Origin of the sequence: Nocardioides sp. W7 (assembly GCF_022919075.1) — a bacterium.
Lineage (GTDB): Bacteria > Actinomycetota > Actinomycetes > Propionibacteriales > Nocardioidaceae > Nocardioides.
The window spans coordinates 4,648,583-4,663,200 of record NZ_CP095078.1 but is presented as its reverse complement, the minus strand read 5'-3'; the positions used below and the strand labels follow the sequence as shown (position 1 = coordinate 4,663,200).

The 14,618-nt window shown below is 72.7% G+C and carries 12 protein-coding genes and 2 tRNA genes; 10 read left to right on the top strand and 4 right to left on the bottom strand.

Annotated elements, in window-relative coordinates; all coding sequences use genetic code 11:
• Positions 1-46: 46 nt before the first annotated feature.
• Entirely contained in the window at positions 47-991 is a 945-nt protein-coding gene (locus tag MUB56_RS21775; RefSeq protein ID WP_244929104.1) for a hypothetical protein, read from the bottom strand.
• Entirely contained in the window at positions 988-1,473 is a 486-nt protein-coding gene (locus MUB56_RS21770) for a SigE family RNA polymerase sigma factor (RefSeq protein WP_244929103.1), read from the bottom strand. Before MUB56_RS21770 ends, MUB56_RS21775 begins: the two co-directional genes overlap by 4 nt.
• A 225-nt stretch (positions 1,474-1,698) precedes the next feature.
• Between MUB56_RS21770 and MUB56_RS21765 the strand changes: the two genes are divergently transcribed.
• The 7 genes from MUB56_RS21765 (at position 1,699) to MUB56_RS21735 (ending at position 10,259) form a co-directional block, all read left to right on the top strand.
• Positions 1,699-2,946 carry a deoxyguanosinetriphosphate triphosphohydrolase gene (locus MUB56_RS21765; RefSeq protein ID WP_244929102.1) on the top strand — a complete coding sequence of 416 codons (1,248 nt, stop codon included), beginning with the start codon at positions 1,699-1,701 and terminating at the stop codon, positions 2,944-2,946.
• 95 nt (positions 2,947-3,041) lie between these two features.
• Positions 3,042-3,956 (top strand): 2-hydroxyacid dehydrogenase, encoded by a 915-nt coding sequence (locus MUB56_RS21760; RefSeq protein ID WP_244929101.1) that lies wholly within the window; start codon positions 3,042-3,044, stop codon positions 3,954-3,956.
• 29 nt (positions 3,957-3,985) lie between these two features.
• Positions 3,986-5,893, top strand: coding sequence for a DNA primase (gene dnaG / locus MUB56_RS21755; RefSeq protein ID WP_244929100.1), 1,908 nt, complete (start codon positions 3,986-3,988; stop codon positions 5,891-5,893).
• 23 nt (positions 5,894-5,916) lie between these two features.
• Positions 5,917-6,369, top strand: a complete 453-nt coding sequence (locus MUB56_RS21750; RefSeq protein ID WP_244929099.1) for a hypothetical protein — start codon at positions 5,917-5,919, stop codon at positions 6,367-6,369.
• 61 nt (positions 6,370-6,430) lie between these two features.
• Positions 6,431-6,503: transfer RNA gene (locus tag MUB56_RS21745), tRNA-Asn, on the top strand.
• Between the two features lie 207 nt (positions 6,504-6,710).
• Positions 6,711-9,440, top strand: a complete 2,730-nt coding sequence (locus tag MUB56_RS21740) for an HAD-IC family P-type ATPase (protein WP_244929098.1) — start codon at positions 6,711-6,713, stop codon at positions 9,438-9,440.
• Between the two features lie 9 nt (positions 9,441-9,449).
• Entirely contained in the window at positions 9,450-10,259 is an 810-nt protein-coding gene (locus tag MUB56_RS21735) for a class I SAM-dependent methyltransferase (protein WP_244929097.1), read from the top strand.
• Between the two features lie 14 nt (positions 10,260-10,273).
• On the opposite strand, the gene MUB56_RS21730 is transcribed toward MUB56_RS21735, so the two are convergent.
• The gene (locus tag MUB56_RS21730) at positions 10,274-11,020 is read right to left on the bottom strand and encodes a PIG-L deacetylase family protein (RefSeq protein WP_244929096.1); all 747 of its coding nucleotides are present in this window, start codon (positions 11,018-11,020) and stop codon (positions 10,274-10,276) included.
• 297 nt (positions 11,021-11,317) lie between these two features.
• On the opposite strand from MUB56_RS21730, the gene MUB56_RS21725 reads away from it, so the two are divergent.
• From MUB56_RS21725 to MUB56_RS21715, 3 genes are all read left to right on the top strand, one after another.
• Positions 11,318-12,760: an LCP family protein gene (locus MUB56_RS21725; protein WP_244929095.1), complete on the top strand. Its 1,443-nt coding sequence runs from the start codon at positions 11,318-11,320 to the stop codon at positions 12,758-12,760.
• A gap of 30 nt (positions 12,761-12,790) precedes the next feature.
• A tRNA-Ile gene (locus tag MUB56_RS21720) sits at positions 12,791-12,864 on the top strand.
• A 92-nt stretch (positions 12,865-12,956) separates the two neighbouring features.
• On the top strand, positions 12,957-14,276 hold the full coding sequence (locus MUB56_RS21715; RefSeq protein ID WP_244929094.1) for a GDSL-type esterase/lipase family protein: 1,320 nt from the start codon (positions 12,957-12,959) through the stop codon (positions 14,274-14,276).
• Between the two features lie 96 nt (positions 14,277-14,372).
• Here MUB56_RS21715 and MUB56_RS21710 read toward each other — a convergent pair whose 3' ends face one another.
• On the bottom strand, positions 14,373-14,579 hold the full coding sequence (locus MUB56_RS21710) for a hypothetical protein (protein WP_244929093.1): 207 nt from the start codon (positions 14,577-14,579) through the stop codon (positions 14,373-14,375).
• Positions 14,580-14,618 lie beyond the last annotated feature (39 nt).

Sequence of the window (14,618 nt, the reverse complement as noted above, 5' to 3'; positions counted from 1 at the left end):
TAGACGTCTCGGGCCACGGCAGACGCCAGGGCAGGCGGCGGAGTCGCTAGCCGCTCGTGCCGCACTCCTGCAGCGTGCAGGACCAGCCGTCGGAGGTGTGGACGGTGAGGTCGGGCGCGAACTCGTCGCCGATCAGGAGGCCGCGATCGAAGGACTCGCCGGAGCGGACGGTCCGGGGGCCCTCGTCGGTCTCGACGGTGTACGAGCCGTCCGGGTTCCGGGTCACCCGCGGCGGCGCGACGTAGTCGGCGGGCATCGGCCGGGTCAGGTAGAACGCCGTGTAGCCGTCGAGGCGCAGGAGTCCGGCGACCGGGCCGGAGTCGCCGTCGGGTGTCGACCAGGTGATCTCCGCGGGGCTGCCCTTGACGTACCCCAGGACGACGTAGTGGTCGCTGTCGCCGGGGCGGCCGTTGGCATGCCCGGGGTTGGACCAGAACCGAGGGGCCTCGGTGTTGCCGGCCACGGGATGGAGCGCCCAGACCGTGCGGACGATCTTCCCGTCGTCTCGGTAGCCGGCTGACAGCACCTCGATCGTTCGGCCCGCCGGGTCACCGACATCCTCGGTCTGGGCGACGTAGAGGATCTCCTCGGCGCCGCTCGGCAGGGTGTGGACCGGCAGCTCGTCGATCAACCTCCCGGTCTCCACCACCTTCCCGTCCGGTTCCACGCACGACAGGACGCCGCACTCGGGTTCGGCGGTGGTGCCCTGCGCCGGGGCGGACGTGGGAGCGGAGGAGGGGGCCACGTCCTGCGCGTGATCGGTGCCGGTGACCGGGCCTTCGGCGGGACCATCGGCAGGGCCGCCGGTCAGGGCGAGCAACGGCACGGTGACCACCGCGGCAGCACCGAGCGCGAGGCCGCCTCCGAGGACGCGGCGGCGGGCCTGGATCCGCCGGCCCGACCTGATCAGCGCCGGCAGATCCGGCTTGTTGGCAGAGCCCGGGTCGGTCTCGACCATCCTGCGCAGCTCGAGCGTGTCGTGGTCGATCATCGGCTCTCTCCTTCGGTAGCAGTGGTCTGGACGGTGGCAGCCGAACGCGCACGGGCCAGCGCCCGTGACGCAGTGCTCTTCACCGTGCCCGTCGAGATGCCGAGCCGCTCGGCGACCTCGGCTTCGGGAGCGTCGAAGTAGTAGCGCCACACGATGATCGTGCGTTCGCGAGGAGACAGCGGTGCGAGCAGCTCGGTGAGCTCACTTCGTTCCTCGACCGAGTGGTCAGCCAGGACCGGGCGGTCCGGGTCGTGCTCGACCGGCACCGGGCGGCGTCTGCGCAGGCTGTCCAGATACGCGTTGATCACGGCCCGACGCACGTACGAGTAGGCCTCCGCCTGGCGCACGCTGCGCCAGCGCGCGTACGTCGAGGCCAGCGCGGTCTGCACCAGGTCGTCGGCCTCGTGGGCGTCGAAGCAGAGCAGGTACGCCGCCCGACGGAGGCGGGGCCACGCCGACACGACGAACTGCTCGAAGTCCACGTCGATCTCTCGACTCCGCTGCCCTCGCCCCACGGTCACCTCCCCGCCGATCCGTTGTCTCACTGATCCTTACGCAGCAACCTCCACCCAGGTTGAGTGGCGAGGACGGGGAACTGCGATCAGCGGGGCCACGTCGAGTGGGGCCTTCGCAGTTCGGAGACCGATCCTCGTCGGATCCCCCGCCGACGGGCGGCCCGTCCGCGGTCCTGGCTAAGGTCGCCCTCGATGGACGCCCAGGAGCTGTACGACGACGCCGCCCGCGAGCGGCTGGTCGCCGAGCCACCGAAGCGAGTGGACGCGCCGATCCGCACCCCGTTCGAGCGGGACCGGGCCCGCGTCGTACACGCGGCGGCGTCGCGGCGGCTGGCCGCCAAGACCCAGGTGGTCGACCCGCAGGCCGATGACTTCGTCCGCAACCGGCTGACCCACAGCCTGGAGGTGGCCCAGGTCGCCCGGGACCTGTCGCGGGCCCTCGGCAGCCAGCCGGACATCGCCGAGACCGCCGCGCTGGCCCACGACCTCGGGCACCCGCCCTTCGGGCACAACGGCGAGCGCGCGTTGGCGGCGCTGGCCGAGGAGTGCGGCGGGTTCGAGGGCAACGCGCAGACGCTGCGGCTGCTGACCCGGCTGGAGGCGAAGACCTTCCACGCCGACGGGCACTCGGTGGGGCTCAACCTCACGCGCGCCACGCTGGACGCCTGCACGAAGTACCCCTGGACCCGTGCCGAGGCGCCCGCGGAGTCCGGCAAGTTCGGCGTGTACGCCGACGACCTCCCCGTGTTCGCCTGGCTGCGGTCGGCCGCACCGCCGGGCACCCGGCAGTGTCTGGAGGCGCAGGTGATGGACCTCGCCGACGACGTCGCCTACTCCGTCCACGACGTCGAGGACGGCATCGTGGCCGACCGGGTCGACCTCACCCGGCTCGACCCGCCGGCGGTGTGGCAGACGGTGCGGGAGTGGTACCTCCCGGACGCCTCCGACGCCGACCTCGACGACGTACTGGCCGGCCTGCGCACGCAGGGCAGCTGGCCGACGACGCCGTACGACCGGTCGCGGCGCGGCCAGGCCGCGCTGAAGAACCTCACCAGCGACCTGATCGGCCGCTTCTGCGGCGCTGTGCAGCACGCCACCTTCGCCGCCGGAGAGGGCCCGTTCATGCGCTACGCCGCGGACCTGGTGGTCCCCGACCGCACCCGGCTGGAGATCGCGGTGCTCAAGGGGATCGCGGCGCACTACGTCATGCAGGCCGAGGACCGGCTGGCGCTGATGGTGCGGCAGCGCGAGCTGCTGCACGAGCTGGTCGCCGAGCTGCTCCGGCGCGGGCCCGACGCGCTCCAGCGGCCGCTCGCCGACGACTGGCACGCCGCTGCCGACGACTCGGCCCGGCTGCGGGTGGTGATCGACCAGGTCGCCTCGCTGACCGACGCGAGCGCGGTCTCCTGGCACGCGCGCCTCACCGTCCCCGGCGCCTGACGCCGGTCCCGTTTGGTCGCCGAGTCAGCACCAGTAGTGCTGACTCGGCCCACCACTGCTGCTGACTCGGCGGGGTTCCGCCTAGGGTCGATTCCGTGAGCGAACCCCTCGTCTGGCTGCCGTTCGACCCCGAGCTCCTGGGTGACCCGCCGACCGGGTTGCGCTACGAGGTGGTCGACCCGACCGAGAGCGTGCCGGACTCCGTCGGCGAGGTGGGCTTCTACGTCACGCCGTACCAGATGGGTCCCGCCGTCGGGGACGTGCTGCCGCGGATGTCGAGCCTGCGGGTCGTCCAGACGCTGTCCGCCGGAGTCGACAACGTGCGCAGCCGGGTGCCCGCGGACGTGACGCTCTGCAACGGCCGCGGCATCCACGACACCTCGACCGCCGAGCTGACCCTCGCGCTCACCCTGGCGAGCCTGCGCGGCATCCCCGACTTCGTCCGCCAGCAGGGGCGCCGCGAGTGGCGGGGAGGCTGGCGTCCGGCGCTTGCCGACAAGCGCGTTCTGCTCGTCGGGTACGGCGCCATCGGCGAGGCGATCGAGGCCCGCCTCCTGCCGTTCGAGACCGAGGTGGTCCGCGTCGCGCGCACCGCCCGCGACGGCGTACACCCCATCGAGGACCTGCCCGTTCTGCTCCCGGACGCCGACGTCGTGATCCTCATCGTCCCGCTCACCGAGGCCACCCGGGGCCTGGTCGACGCCGGCTTCCTGGGCCGGATGAAGGAAGGTGCGCTGCTGGTCAACGTGGCCCGCGGGGCCGTCGTGGTGACCGACGACCTGGTCGCCGCCCTGCACGCCGGCACGGTGACCGCGGCGATCGACGTCGCCGACACCGAGCCGCTCCCGGCCGACAGCCCGCTGTGGGACGCGCCGGGACTGCTGATCAGCCCGCACGTCGGCGGGGCCAGCAGCGCGATGTGGCCGCGGGCCCACCGGCTGGTGCGCGACCAGCTGCACCGGTTCGCCGCGGGAGAGCCACTCCACAACGTGATGACCGGCGAGTACTGAGCCCCCCGGACCGCCCGTAGGATCACCACGTGCCGGGCCGGATTCGCGAACAGAGCATCGTCGAGGTGCGTGAGAAGGCGCGCATCGACGAGGTCGTGTCCCAGTACGTCACCCTGCGCAACGGTGGTGGCGGCTCCCAGAAGGGCCTCTGCCCCTTCCACGACGAGAAGTCGCCGTCGTTCCACGTCACGCCCAGCCGCGGGTTCTATCACTGCTTCGGCTGCCAAAAAGGCGGCGACGTCATCAACTTCCTGATGGAGCACGACAAGCTCAGCTTCGCCGAGGCGGTCGAGCGGCTCGCCGAGAAGTACGGCGTCCAGCTGCAGCGCGAGGAGGGCGACGACCGTGACGACCGGCCGCGCGGTCCGCAGCGCGCCAAGCTGGTCGAGGCGCACCGGGTCGCCCAGGAGTTCTATGCCGAGCAGCTGGCGACGCCCGACGCGCTGCCGGCCCGGCAGTTCCTGGCGGAGCGGCAGTTCGAGCAGTCCCACGCCGAGTTGTTCGGGGTCGGCTTCTCGCCGCGCGGGGGAGAGGACCTCTTCCGCCACCTGCGCCAGCGCGGCTTCTCGCAGGAGGAGGTCGTGGCGGCGGGGCTGGTCCGAGTGGGACGCTCGCCGTACGACTTCTTCCGCGGCCGGTTGATGTGGCCGATCCGCGACGCCAGCGGCGACACCATCGGCTTCGGCGCGCGACGGATCCTCGACGACGACCGGATCGAGGCCAAGTACCTCAACACCGGCGAGACACCCATCTACAAGAAGGGCCAGGTCCTCTACGGCATCGACCTGGCCCGCAAGGAGATGGCCAAGTCCTCCCAGGCGGTCGTGGTCGAGGGCTACACCGACGTGATGGCCTGCCACCTCGCCGGCGTCGGCACGGCGGTCGCGACCTGCGGCACGGCCTTCGGCGACGACCACTCGCGGGTGCTGCGCCGCTTCCTGCACGACCACGAGGAGTTCCGCGGCGAGGTGATCTTCGCCTTCGACGGTGACGCGGCGGGCCAGAAGGCAGCGTTGCGCACCTTCTCCGGCGACCAGAACTTCGTCTCGCAGACCTACGTCGCGGTCGAGCCGGACGGTCTCGACCCGTGCGAGCTGCGCATCAAGGAGGGCGACGCCGCGGTTCGCGAGCTGGTCGCCCGCCGGGTGCCGCTGTACCGCTTCGTGCTGAGCAACGTGGTCGGCAAGTACGACCTCGACCGTGCCGACGGGCGCATCGACGCGCTGCGCGAGAGTGCCCGGCTGGTGGCCTCGATTCGCGACCAGTCGAAGGTGACCGCCTTCGCCCAGGAGATCTCGAAGATGATCGGTGCCGACGTCGACACGAACGCGGTGCTCTCCGAGGTGCGCCGGGCCGCGAAGCGACCGGCCCAGCAGCCGCGCACCGACGACCGGCGAGCCCCCCAGCAGGCCGCCGAGCAGGCGCCGCCGCCCGCGCCGCGCCGTCAGCTCCCCGACCTGCGCGACCCCCGGTTCTCGTTGGAGCGGGAGACGCTGAAGCTCGTCATCCAGCACCCGATGGCGATCGGCCGCACGACCGGCGACATCGGTGGCAACGACTTCAGGCACCCGACGTACCGCGCCGTCTGGGAGCTGGTCGCGGCCGCCGGCGGCCCGGCCGCCGGCTCGGGCGACCCGGGATGGACGAGCCGTCTCCGAGAGAGCGCGACCGACCCCGAGGTGTCGCTGGCGATCAGCGCTCTGGCCGTCGAGCCGCTGCACACCCACAAGGAGCCCGATGCGGCGTACGTCGCCGAGCACGTCTTCAAGCTGCTCGAGCTGACGGCCGCCCGCCGGATCGCCGAGATCAAGTCCAAGCTGCAGCGCACCAACCCGGTGGAGCACGCCGAGGAGTTCAACAAGATGTTCGGCGAGCTCGCCGCCCTGGAGGCGCACCGTCGCGCGCTCCGCGACCGGCTCGCGGGCTCGACGACGTGAGGCTGCGGCGGACGGCCCCACCGGTGACGGTCGAGCGGGGCGAGCGGCTGCTGGCCTGGACGGAGAGCCCGGACGGCACCGTGGGCGGCACCCGCGACGCGCTCTACCTCCCCGACGGCTCCCGGCTGCCGTGGGAGGAGGTCGAGGCCGCCGACTGGGACCACGACGAGTCCACGCTGACGGTCACCGAGGTCGGCTCCTGGGGCGAGCTGCGCGGTCAGCACCGGCTGCTCATCGAGGAGCCGGGCCGGCTGCTGGAGCTGGTGCGGGAGCGGGTGACCGCCAGCGTCGTACTCCAGCGCCACGTCGCCGTCGACGGTCGCCGGGGCCTGCGGGTGATCGCCCGCCGGGCGCCGCGGGGCGACCGTCCGCTCGTCTGGGTCTTCGAGTACGACGAGGGCGTCGACCCCGACGACCCGGTCGTCCGGGCGCTGGCCGAGGACGCGCTGGCCGCCGCGCGCACCGAGGTCGGGTAGTCGAGAGGCCTCGATTTTCGTCGGACCGTACCCCTTGCTAAGGTTTCCCGCGCTGCTCCGATCCCCTGTAGCTCAATTGGCAGAGCATTCGACTGTTAATCGGAGGGTTGTTGGTTCGAGTCCAACCGGGGGAGCAGAGACAAGGCCCCTGACCTGCGGACGACGCGGGTCAGGGGCCTTCGTCATGCGCGCCGGAAGCACCTGGGGATTCGGTCACCGCCCACCCCGGTGCGAGGCGGTCGCCGTCGGCGCCCCACTACGCTGGGGCGGCCCGCCTCGCCGCCTGCGACCAGCGCCCGCGCGGCCGGGCATGAGCTACCCACGAGAGTTGGTGCCGATCGATGGACGTCATCCCCGACGCGAGCGCTGGATCCGTCCAGAGCCCGGTGGCGCCGTGGGCGACGTCGGCCGACGAGGTCCTGTCGGCGCTGGGCACCGGCGGCGACGGCCTGGAGAGCGAGGAGGTACGCCGACGCCTCGCGGAGGCCGGTCCGAACCGGCTGACGCCGCCGGCACGCACACCCTGGTGGCGGCGCGTGCTGGCGCAGTTCCAGGACGTGCTGATCTACATCCTGCTGGTCTCCGCCGCGCTCAAGGCCCTGTTGGCCGACTGGATCGACTTCACGGTCATCCTTGCCGTGACCGTCATCAACGCCGGCGTGGGACTGGTTCAGGAGGGTCGGGCGGAGCGGGCCCTGAGCGCCATCTCGCAGATGCTGTCCGTGCAGGCCTCCGTACGCCGCGACGCTCGCTGGCTCGACGTCGAGGCCGACGAGCTGGTCCCGGGCGACCTGGTCCGGGTGCGGCCCGGTGACCGGATCCCGGCCGATGTGCGGCTGACCGAGGCGGTCAACCTGCAGGTCGAGGAGTCGGCGCTCACGGGGGAGTCGGTGCCGACCGCCAAGGACGCGTCCCCGGTCGCGGCCGACGCCGGCATCGGCGACCGGAGCAGCATGCTCTTCTCCGGGACGCTGGTCGCCGCGGGCATCGGTCGCGGAGTCGTCGTGGCGACCGGTCCGCAGACGGAGATCGGCCGGATCCAGGCGATGATCGCGGAGACCGAGCGGGTCGAGACGCCGCTCTCCGTCAGTCTGGCCCGCTTCGGGACCCAGCTCGCCGTCGTCATCCTCGCCATGGCCGCGGTGATGGTCGTGATCGGACGGGTGCTGTACGACGACGACGCGCGCCACCTCGTCTCCGCGGCGATCGGCTTCGCGGTCGCAGCGGTCCCCGAGGGGTTGCCGGCGCTGGTGACGATCACCATGGCCCTCGGCGTGCAGCAGATGGCGAGCCGGCGAGCGATCACCCGCCGGCTGCCGTCGGTCGAGACGCTGGGCGCGGTGACCACGATCTGCTCCGACAAGACCGGCACCCTGACCAAGAACGAGATGACCGCCCGGCAGGTGCGGACGGCGGCAGCCTCGCTCCAGGTGTCGGGCGCCGGCTACGCACCCGAGGGCGACGTACTGCTCGACGACACCGCGGTGAGCGTGGCCGACCGGGCCGACCTGCGCGTCCTCGCCGAGGTGATGAGCCTGTGCAACGACGCGCGGATCGTGCACGAGGCCGACGGGTGGCGGCTGGTGGGCGAGCCCACCGACGGATCGTTGCGCGCGCTGGGGCTGAAGGCCGGCTTCTCGCCCGACGCCTGGCGTCGCGTCGCGGTGATCCCGTTCGAGTCCGACACCAAGTACATGGCCGTGCTCGTCGAGTCGACCGAGGGCGCGCGGCACCTGCTGCTCAAGGGTGCGCCCGACCGGGTGCTCGAGCGGTGCGCCACGCAGACCGGCGCCGACGGGACGGCCGGGCCGCTGGACCGACAACTGTGGGAGGACCAGATCGACGCGCTCGGGGCACAGGGTCTCCGCGTGCTGGCCGCCGCCCGCGCCCCCGGTGGCGACGCCGACTCCCTGGCACCCGAGGACGTGCTCGACGGCCTCGAGTTCGTCGGCCTGGTGGGCATCGTCGACCCGCCCCGACCCGAGGCGGTCGCCGCGATCGCCGAGTGCCGCGAGGCAGGCATCGCGGTCAAGATGATCACCGGCGACCACGCCGGCACCGCGCTCGCGATCGCCCGGGAGATGGGTCTCGGCGACCAGGAGGGCACCGAGGTGCTGACCGGCACCGAGCTGGAGGCGATGAGCGACGCCCAGTTGCGCGAGCGGGTGCGGGAGGTCGACGTCTACGCGCGCACCAGCCCGGAGCACAAGGTCCGGATCGTGCGAGCCCTGCAGCACCACGGCGAAGTGGTCTCCATGACCGGCGACGGGGTCAACGACGCGCCCGCGCTCACCCAGGCCGACGTCGGGCTGGCGATGGGCATCAAGGGCACCGAGGCGACGAAGGAGGCGGCGGACATCGTCCTCGCCGACGACAACTTCGCCACCATCAAGACCGCGGTGGAGGAGGGCCACCGGATCTACGACAACATCCGCAAGTCGGTCCTCTTCCTGCTCCCGACGAACGGCGCCCAGTCGCTGGTCATCCTGGTGGCGGTGGTGTGCGGCCTGACCCTGCCCCTCCAGCCGGTGCAGGCCCTCTGGATCAACATGGTCACGGCGGTCACGCTCTCGCTGTCGCTGACCAACGAGGGCGCCGAACCCGGCCTCATGCGGCGCCCGCCCCGAGACTCCCGAGCGGCTCTGCTGACCCGCGCCTTCCTCGGACGGATCCTGCTGGTGTCGGCGCTCATCGGCGGCGTGACCCTGGCGCTCTTCTACTACGAGCTCGAGAACGGGGCGCCCGTCGACGAGGCGCGCACCACCGCCGTCACGATGCTCGCGCTCGCGCAGTTGGCCTACCTGCTCAACTGCCGTTTCCTCGAGCGCTCCAGCCTCAGCCTCGACGTGCTGCGCGGCAACCGGGCCGTGTGGTGGTCGGCCCTGGCGCTGCTCACCCTGCAGGTCCTGTTCGTCTACGCCCCGTTCATGCACACCTGGTTCGGCTCCGCGCCCCTCGGCGTGCGCGAGTGGGTGCTCACCGCCGTCCTCGCCGTGGTCGTCCTGGTCGTCGTGGAGGCGATCAAGGCCGTCGACCGCGTCCTCGCCCGCCGGGCGGCGGCGCTCTCCTAGGCTCGACCCATGCCGGACGACCACGAGCACCACCACGAGCACCACGACGACGGTCACGCCACCGTCCTGGACCTCGACGGCGAGGTGCTCGGCAGCCACCTCCAGGAGGTGCTGGACTGGGCCACCGCCGGCCTCGAGCCGCGCGTGGTGGCCGACCTCGGTGCGGGCACCGGCACGGGCACCCGGCTGCTGGCGCGACGCTTCCCCGAGGCCACCATCGTCGCCGTGGACCGGTCCGAGCAGCACCTCGCGCACCTGCGCACCCAGCTTTCGGCGTCGTACGACGCCGGCCGGCTGCGGACGGTGAGCGCCGACCTCGACGCCGGCTGGCCGGCGGCGGCGGACGGCGCGGAGCTGGTGTGGACGGCCTCCGCGCTGCACCACCTCGCCGATCCGGCCCGGCTGCTGCGCGAGGCGCACGCGGCGCTCGCCCCCGGCGGGGTGCTGGTCGCCGTCGAGATCGCCGAGCTGCCGCGATTCCTGCCGGCGGAGGTCGGGGACGGCCTGGAGGAGCGGCTGCAGGAGGTGCTGGCCGCGGCCGGCTGGAACACCCACCCCGACTGGCGGCCGGTCCTGGAGCTGGCCGGCTTCTCGGTCGAGCACCGGGTCCTCGGAGGGCGGGTGGAACCGCTCCCGGCGTCGGCGGCGGCGTACGCGCAGACCTGGCTGGGACGGGTCCGACACGGTCTCGGCGACGCGCTGGCCGAGGCCGACCGGGACCTGCTCGACCAGCTCCTCGGCGACGGGCCGGATGGGCTGCGGCATCGTGGCGACCTGACGGTCCGGGGCAGCAGGTCCGTCTGGCTCGCCCGGGCCTGACCAGGGAGCGGCCGCTACTCGCCCCAGCCCATCGCGAACACCTCGAAGGACGCTCCGAACGCGACGCCGAGGCGCTGCCCGGTCGCCCGGGAGGTGCCTTCGAGGAACTCGCGGGCATCGAAGTCCGCCCACCCGAGCCCGGCGATGTAGGCGGCGTGCGCCTCCAACGAGGCGACCCCCGCGTCGAAGGTCGTCGTCGTATCGACGCCGTGGGCGGCCTGCGGGGAGCCGAAGGCCCAGACCTCGCGGACCCCGCTCCAGGGCTCGACGTCGGCGCTCAGCTGCTCGGGGAAGATCCAGCGGTTGCCCGCGTCGCGGACCGCGTCGAGCACCGCCCGCCCGACGGCGATGTGGTCGGCCTGGTTGAGGTTGCGGCCGCCCCAGGTGTCGCGGAAGTTGCCGGTCACCACGATGTCGGGGCGGGTACGACGCACCTCGGCCGCGATCGCGCGGCGCAGCGGGACGCCGTACTCGAGGATCCCGTCGGGGAGACCGAGGAACTCCACGTCGCTCACCCCGACGAGGTCGGCCGAGGCGACCTGCTCGGCCTCGCGCACCCGACGGCACTCGTCCGGGTGCATCGCGTCGATGCCGGCCTCGCCGCTCGTCACCATGCAGTAGCCGACGTCCTTGCCCTGTCCGGTCCACCGGGCGACGGCGGCCGCGGCCCCGAACTCCATGTCGTCGGGGTGCGCGACCACGCACAGCGCGCGTCGCCAGTCCTCACGGAGTGGCTCGAGGGGAGGTGGTGGCTCGCTCATGACGGCAGCCTGCCACCGGGCGCAGCTCGCCGCACCCCCCTGTGAGGGGCGGGGGAGCGGCGGATCAACCACGATCGGGTGCCCCCTCGGGGTACCTTGTTCCGCGCCATGGTCGATGCCCTTTCTCCCGTCCCCACCCCGCGGCCTGCGGCGCGCCCGCAGCGTGGCGGTCGGCGGCGAGCGGCGCCCGCCCGCGACGTACGCCGGTCGCGTCGATCGGCGGCGGCGGTCCCGCGGGGCGGCGCGCGACGTGCCCGCGGACCCCGGCGCACGCAGGGGCTCTCGGGCACCCTCGGCGTGACCCTGCTGGGGGCGCTGCTCCCGGGCTCGGGCCTGGTGTGGAGCGGACGGCGGGTGCTGGGCTGGCTCGTCCTGCTGCCCACGGTCGTCGCCCTCGCGGCCGCGGCCTGGTACGTCGGCCGCGACCTGCGGGCCGTCCTCGACTTCGCGACCTCCCCGACCCAGCTGCAGATCGCGGCCGCGGTGATCGTGCTCGGCCTGCTCGGCTGGGCCGGCCTGGTCGTCCTGACCTACCGCCAGGTCCGACCGCTGCGGCGGCCGCGCTGGCACACGGTCGTCGGCCACACCTTCGTGGTGGCGCTCTGCCTGCTGGTCGGCACCCCCTTCGCGTACGCCGCCCGCTCGGCCCTGGTGACCTCCGACCTGGTCGAGAGCGTCTTCGGCGACAACCAGACCGCGACGTCGCCCGAGGACGTCAGCGAGGCGAACCCCTGGGGCGACCGCAAGCGGGTGAACGTCCTGCTCCTCGGGGGCGACGGCGGCGAGGGTCGCACGGGCGTCCGCACGGACACCGTCATCCTGGCCAGCATCTCGGTGAAGACCGGCCGGACGATCATGTTCAGCCTGCCGCGCAACATGATGAACGCCCAGTTCCCGGACGACAGCCCGCTCCACGACCTCTACCCGGACGGCTACTCCGGGTCCGAGGACGACGGCTTCTACATGCTCAACGCGATCTACGGCCAGATCCCGCAGCACCACCCCGGCGTACTGGGCAACAGCAAGAACGAGGGCGCCGACGCGATCAAGCAGGCGGTGGCGGGCAGTCTCGGCATCCGGGTGGACTACTACGTCCTGGCCAACCTGAAGGGGTTCGAGGACGTCGTCGACGCCATGGGCGGCATCACCGTGAACGTCAACGAGCCGGTCGCGATCAACGGCAACACCGACGCCGGCATCCCGCCGACGGGCTACATCCAGCCCGGTCCCGACCGGCACCTCGACGGCTTCCACGCGCTCTGGTTCGCCCGCGGGCGCTGGGGCTCCGACGACTACGAGCGGATGGAGCGACAGCGCTGCACGATCGACGCGATCATCGAAGCCGCCGATCCCGCGACCCTGATCACCCGCTACACCGACCTCGCCACGACCGGCAAGGAGGTGCTCTCCAGCGACATCCCGCTCGACCTGCTGCCCGCCTTCGTCGAGCTCGGGCTGAAGGTCAAGGACGCCAAGGTCAAGTCGGTCGTCTTCAAGAGGTCCGACAAGTTCTTCTCCGGGGACCCGGACTTCGAGTGGATGCACGAGGCGGTGGCCCGAGCCATCGAGCCCAAGCCGGCCAAGCCGAGCGCCCCCACCCAGTCGCCGAGCACGACGCCCGGCGATGCTCCGAGCGGCACCCCGACCGACGAGCCGACCGTCGACCCCGGCGCGGCCGTCGACGCCCGGGACTCGTGTGGCTACCAGCCGGCCGACGGGGTCGAGGCGGCCGCGCAGTAGCGCCCGCCATGCCCTAGGCTCGCCCGCCGAGGGGCGGTAGCTCAGTCGGTTAGAGCAGAGGACTCATAATCCTTGGGTCGTGGGTTCGAGCCCCACCCGCCCCACTTGCGGGACCGGTGAGGTCCGCAGGCTCCTGCCCCGGGCGACTCTGCCGATTCCGGTCCCTGGGGCGACGACTCGACGTACCGTCTCCCGGGTGCGGAGGGTACGAACGTCGCGTCGGAGCGCAGCTCTCCTGACGGCCTGCTTCCTGGGTGCCGCCGTCCTGGGCCCGCCGCCGTCCGCGCTGGCCGAGCAGGGTCCCGGGCCGGTGCGGGTGATGTTGCTGGGGGACTCCGTCACCCAGGGCTCCACCGGTGACTGGACGTGGCGCTACCGCCTCTGGAAGCACCTCACCGCCGGGCGCGCGGCGGTCGACTTCGTCGGCCCCGACACCGAGACCTCGAGCTACAAGGGGGCGGCACCGTCGTACGCCGACCCGGACTTCGACCTCGACCACGCCGGCAGGTGGGGCAGGTGGGCGGCGGAGGGGCGAGAGCTGGTCGGCGGTCTCGTCCAGGACCACCGACCCGACGTGGTGGTGGTGAACCTCGGGGTCAACGACCTCCTCTGGGACGGCTACGTCGACGTCACCGTCTCGCAACTGCAGGAACTGATCGCGAACGCGCAGGCCGCAGACCCCGATCTCGACATCGTGGTCAGCGAGCTCCTCCAGGAATGGCTGCGCACGGGCCCCTTCGACACCGAACCGCGAGCCGCGGAGCTGAACGACCGCCTGCCGGCGCTGGCCGAGGCGATGTCGACGGAGACGTCGCGGGTGGTGGTCGCCGACGCTGCGCACGGGTTCGCCCTCGACGACACCTACGACGGGCTGCACCCGAACGCTGCCGGTGAGGTCAAGATCGCGGCGGCCGTCGCGGACGCGCTCGCCGAGCTCGGCGTCGGCGCAGCGTTCCCGCGACCGCTGCCGTCCGTGCCCGCCGTCCCCACGAGCGCTCCGCGGGTGAGGGTCGCGGCGGAGTCCGGGGGTGCGACGGTGTCGTGGTCGCCGGTGACGGGAGCCTCGGCGTACGAGGTGTCGTACCGACCGGCCGGAGGCAGGCCCTGGCAGCTCGTGGTCGCCGGGGCGAGGCGTGGGCCGGTGCGGCTGACGGGCCTGAGGAACGGGCGGCGGTACGCCGTCCGCGTACAGGCGTGGAAGGGCGCCTCGGCCGGCGCGATCGGCGAGGCCGTGGTCGCGCCGCAGTACCCGCCGCCGGAGGCCGTGAGGAAGCTGCGGGCCCGGCGCTCAGCGCGTTCGCTGAGCGTGTCGTGGCCGGCCGCCGCGGGGGCGACGGGCTATCGCATCGAGTGGCGCCGGCCCGGGAGGGCGGCGCGGGCAAAGACGTCGACGAAGCCGGGGACGGTGCTGCGGCGCCTGGCGCCGCACCGTAAGTACGTGGTGACGGTCGAGCCGCGGGCGGGCGAGGTGCCGGGGCCCCGCACCCGGGCGTCATTCACCACCCGCCGCCGCTGACCACCCGAGACGTGCACGAGAGGAATCGCTGTGCAGAACAGCACCCGGCGATCCGCGCCCGCCCCGGACAGGCCCTGATCAGCGCGGGCGCAGAGGTCAGTTCGAGGGTTCCGGGATGTCCCCACAGTCGATCTTCGGATTGACCCCGGCGTAGTTCAACGGGCCGGCGAGCACGGTCAGCACGGTGTCGCCGGTGCTCTTGCAGCTGACGTCGCGGTCGTCGCCGAAGTAGCCACGCTGGGCCGCGGCGACCGCGCCGATGACCAGCCAGACCAGCAGGATGAGGACGATCAGGCTCTTCACGGGTCCCTCCTCCGACGCCCCGGTCGGCGTCCTGGTCGT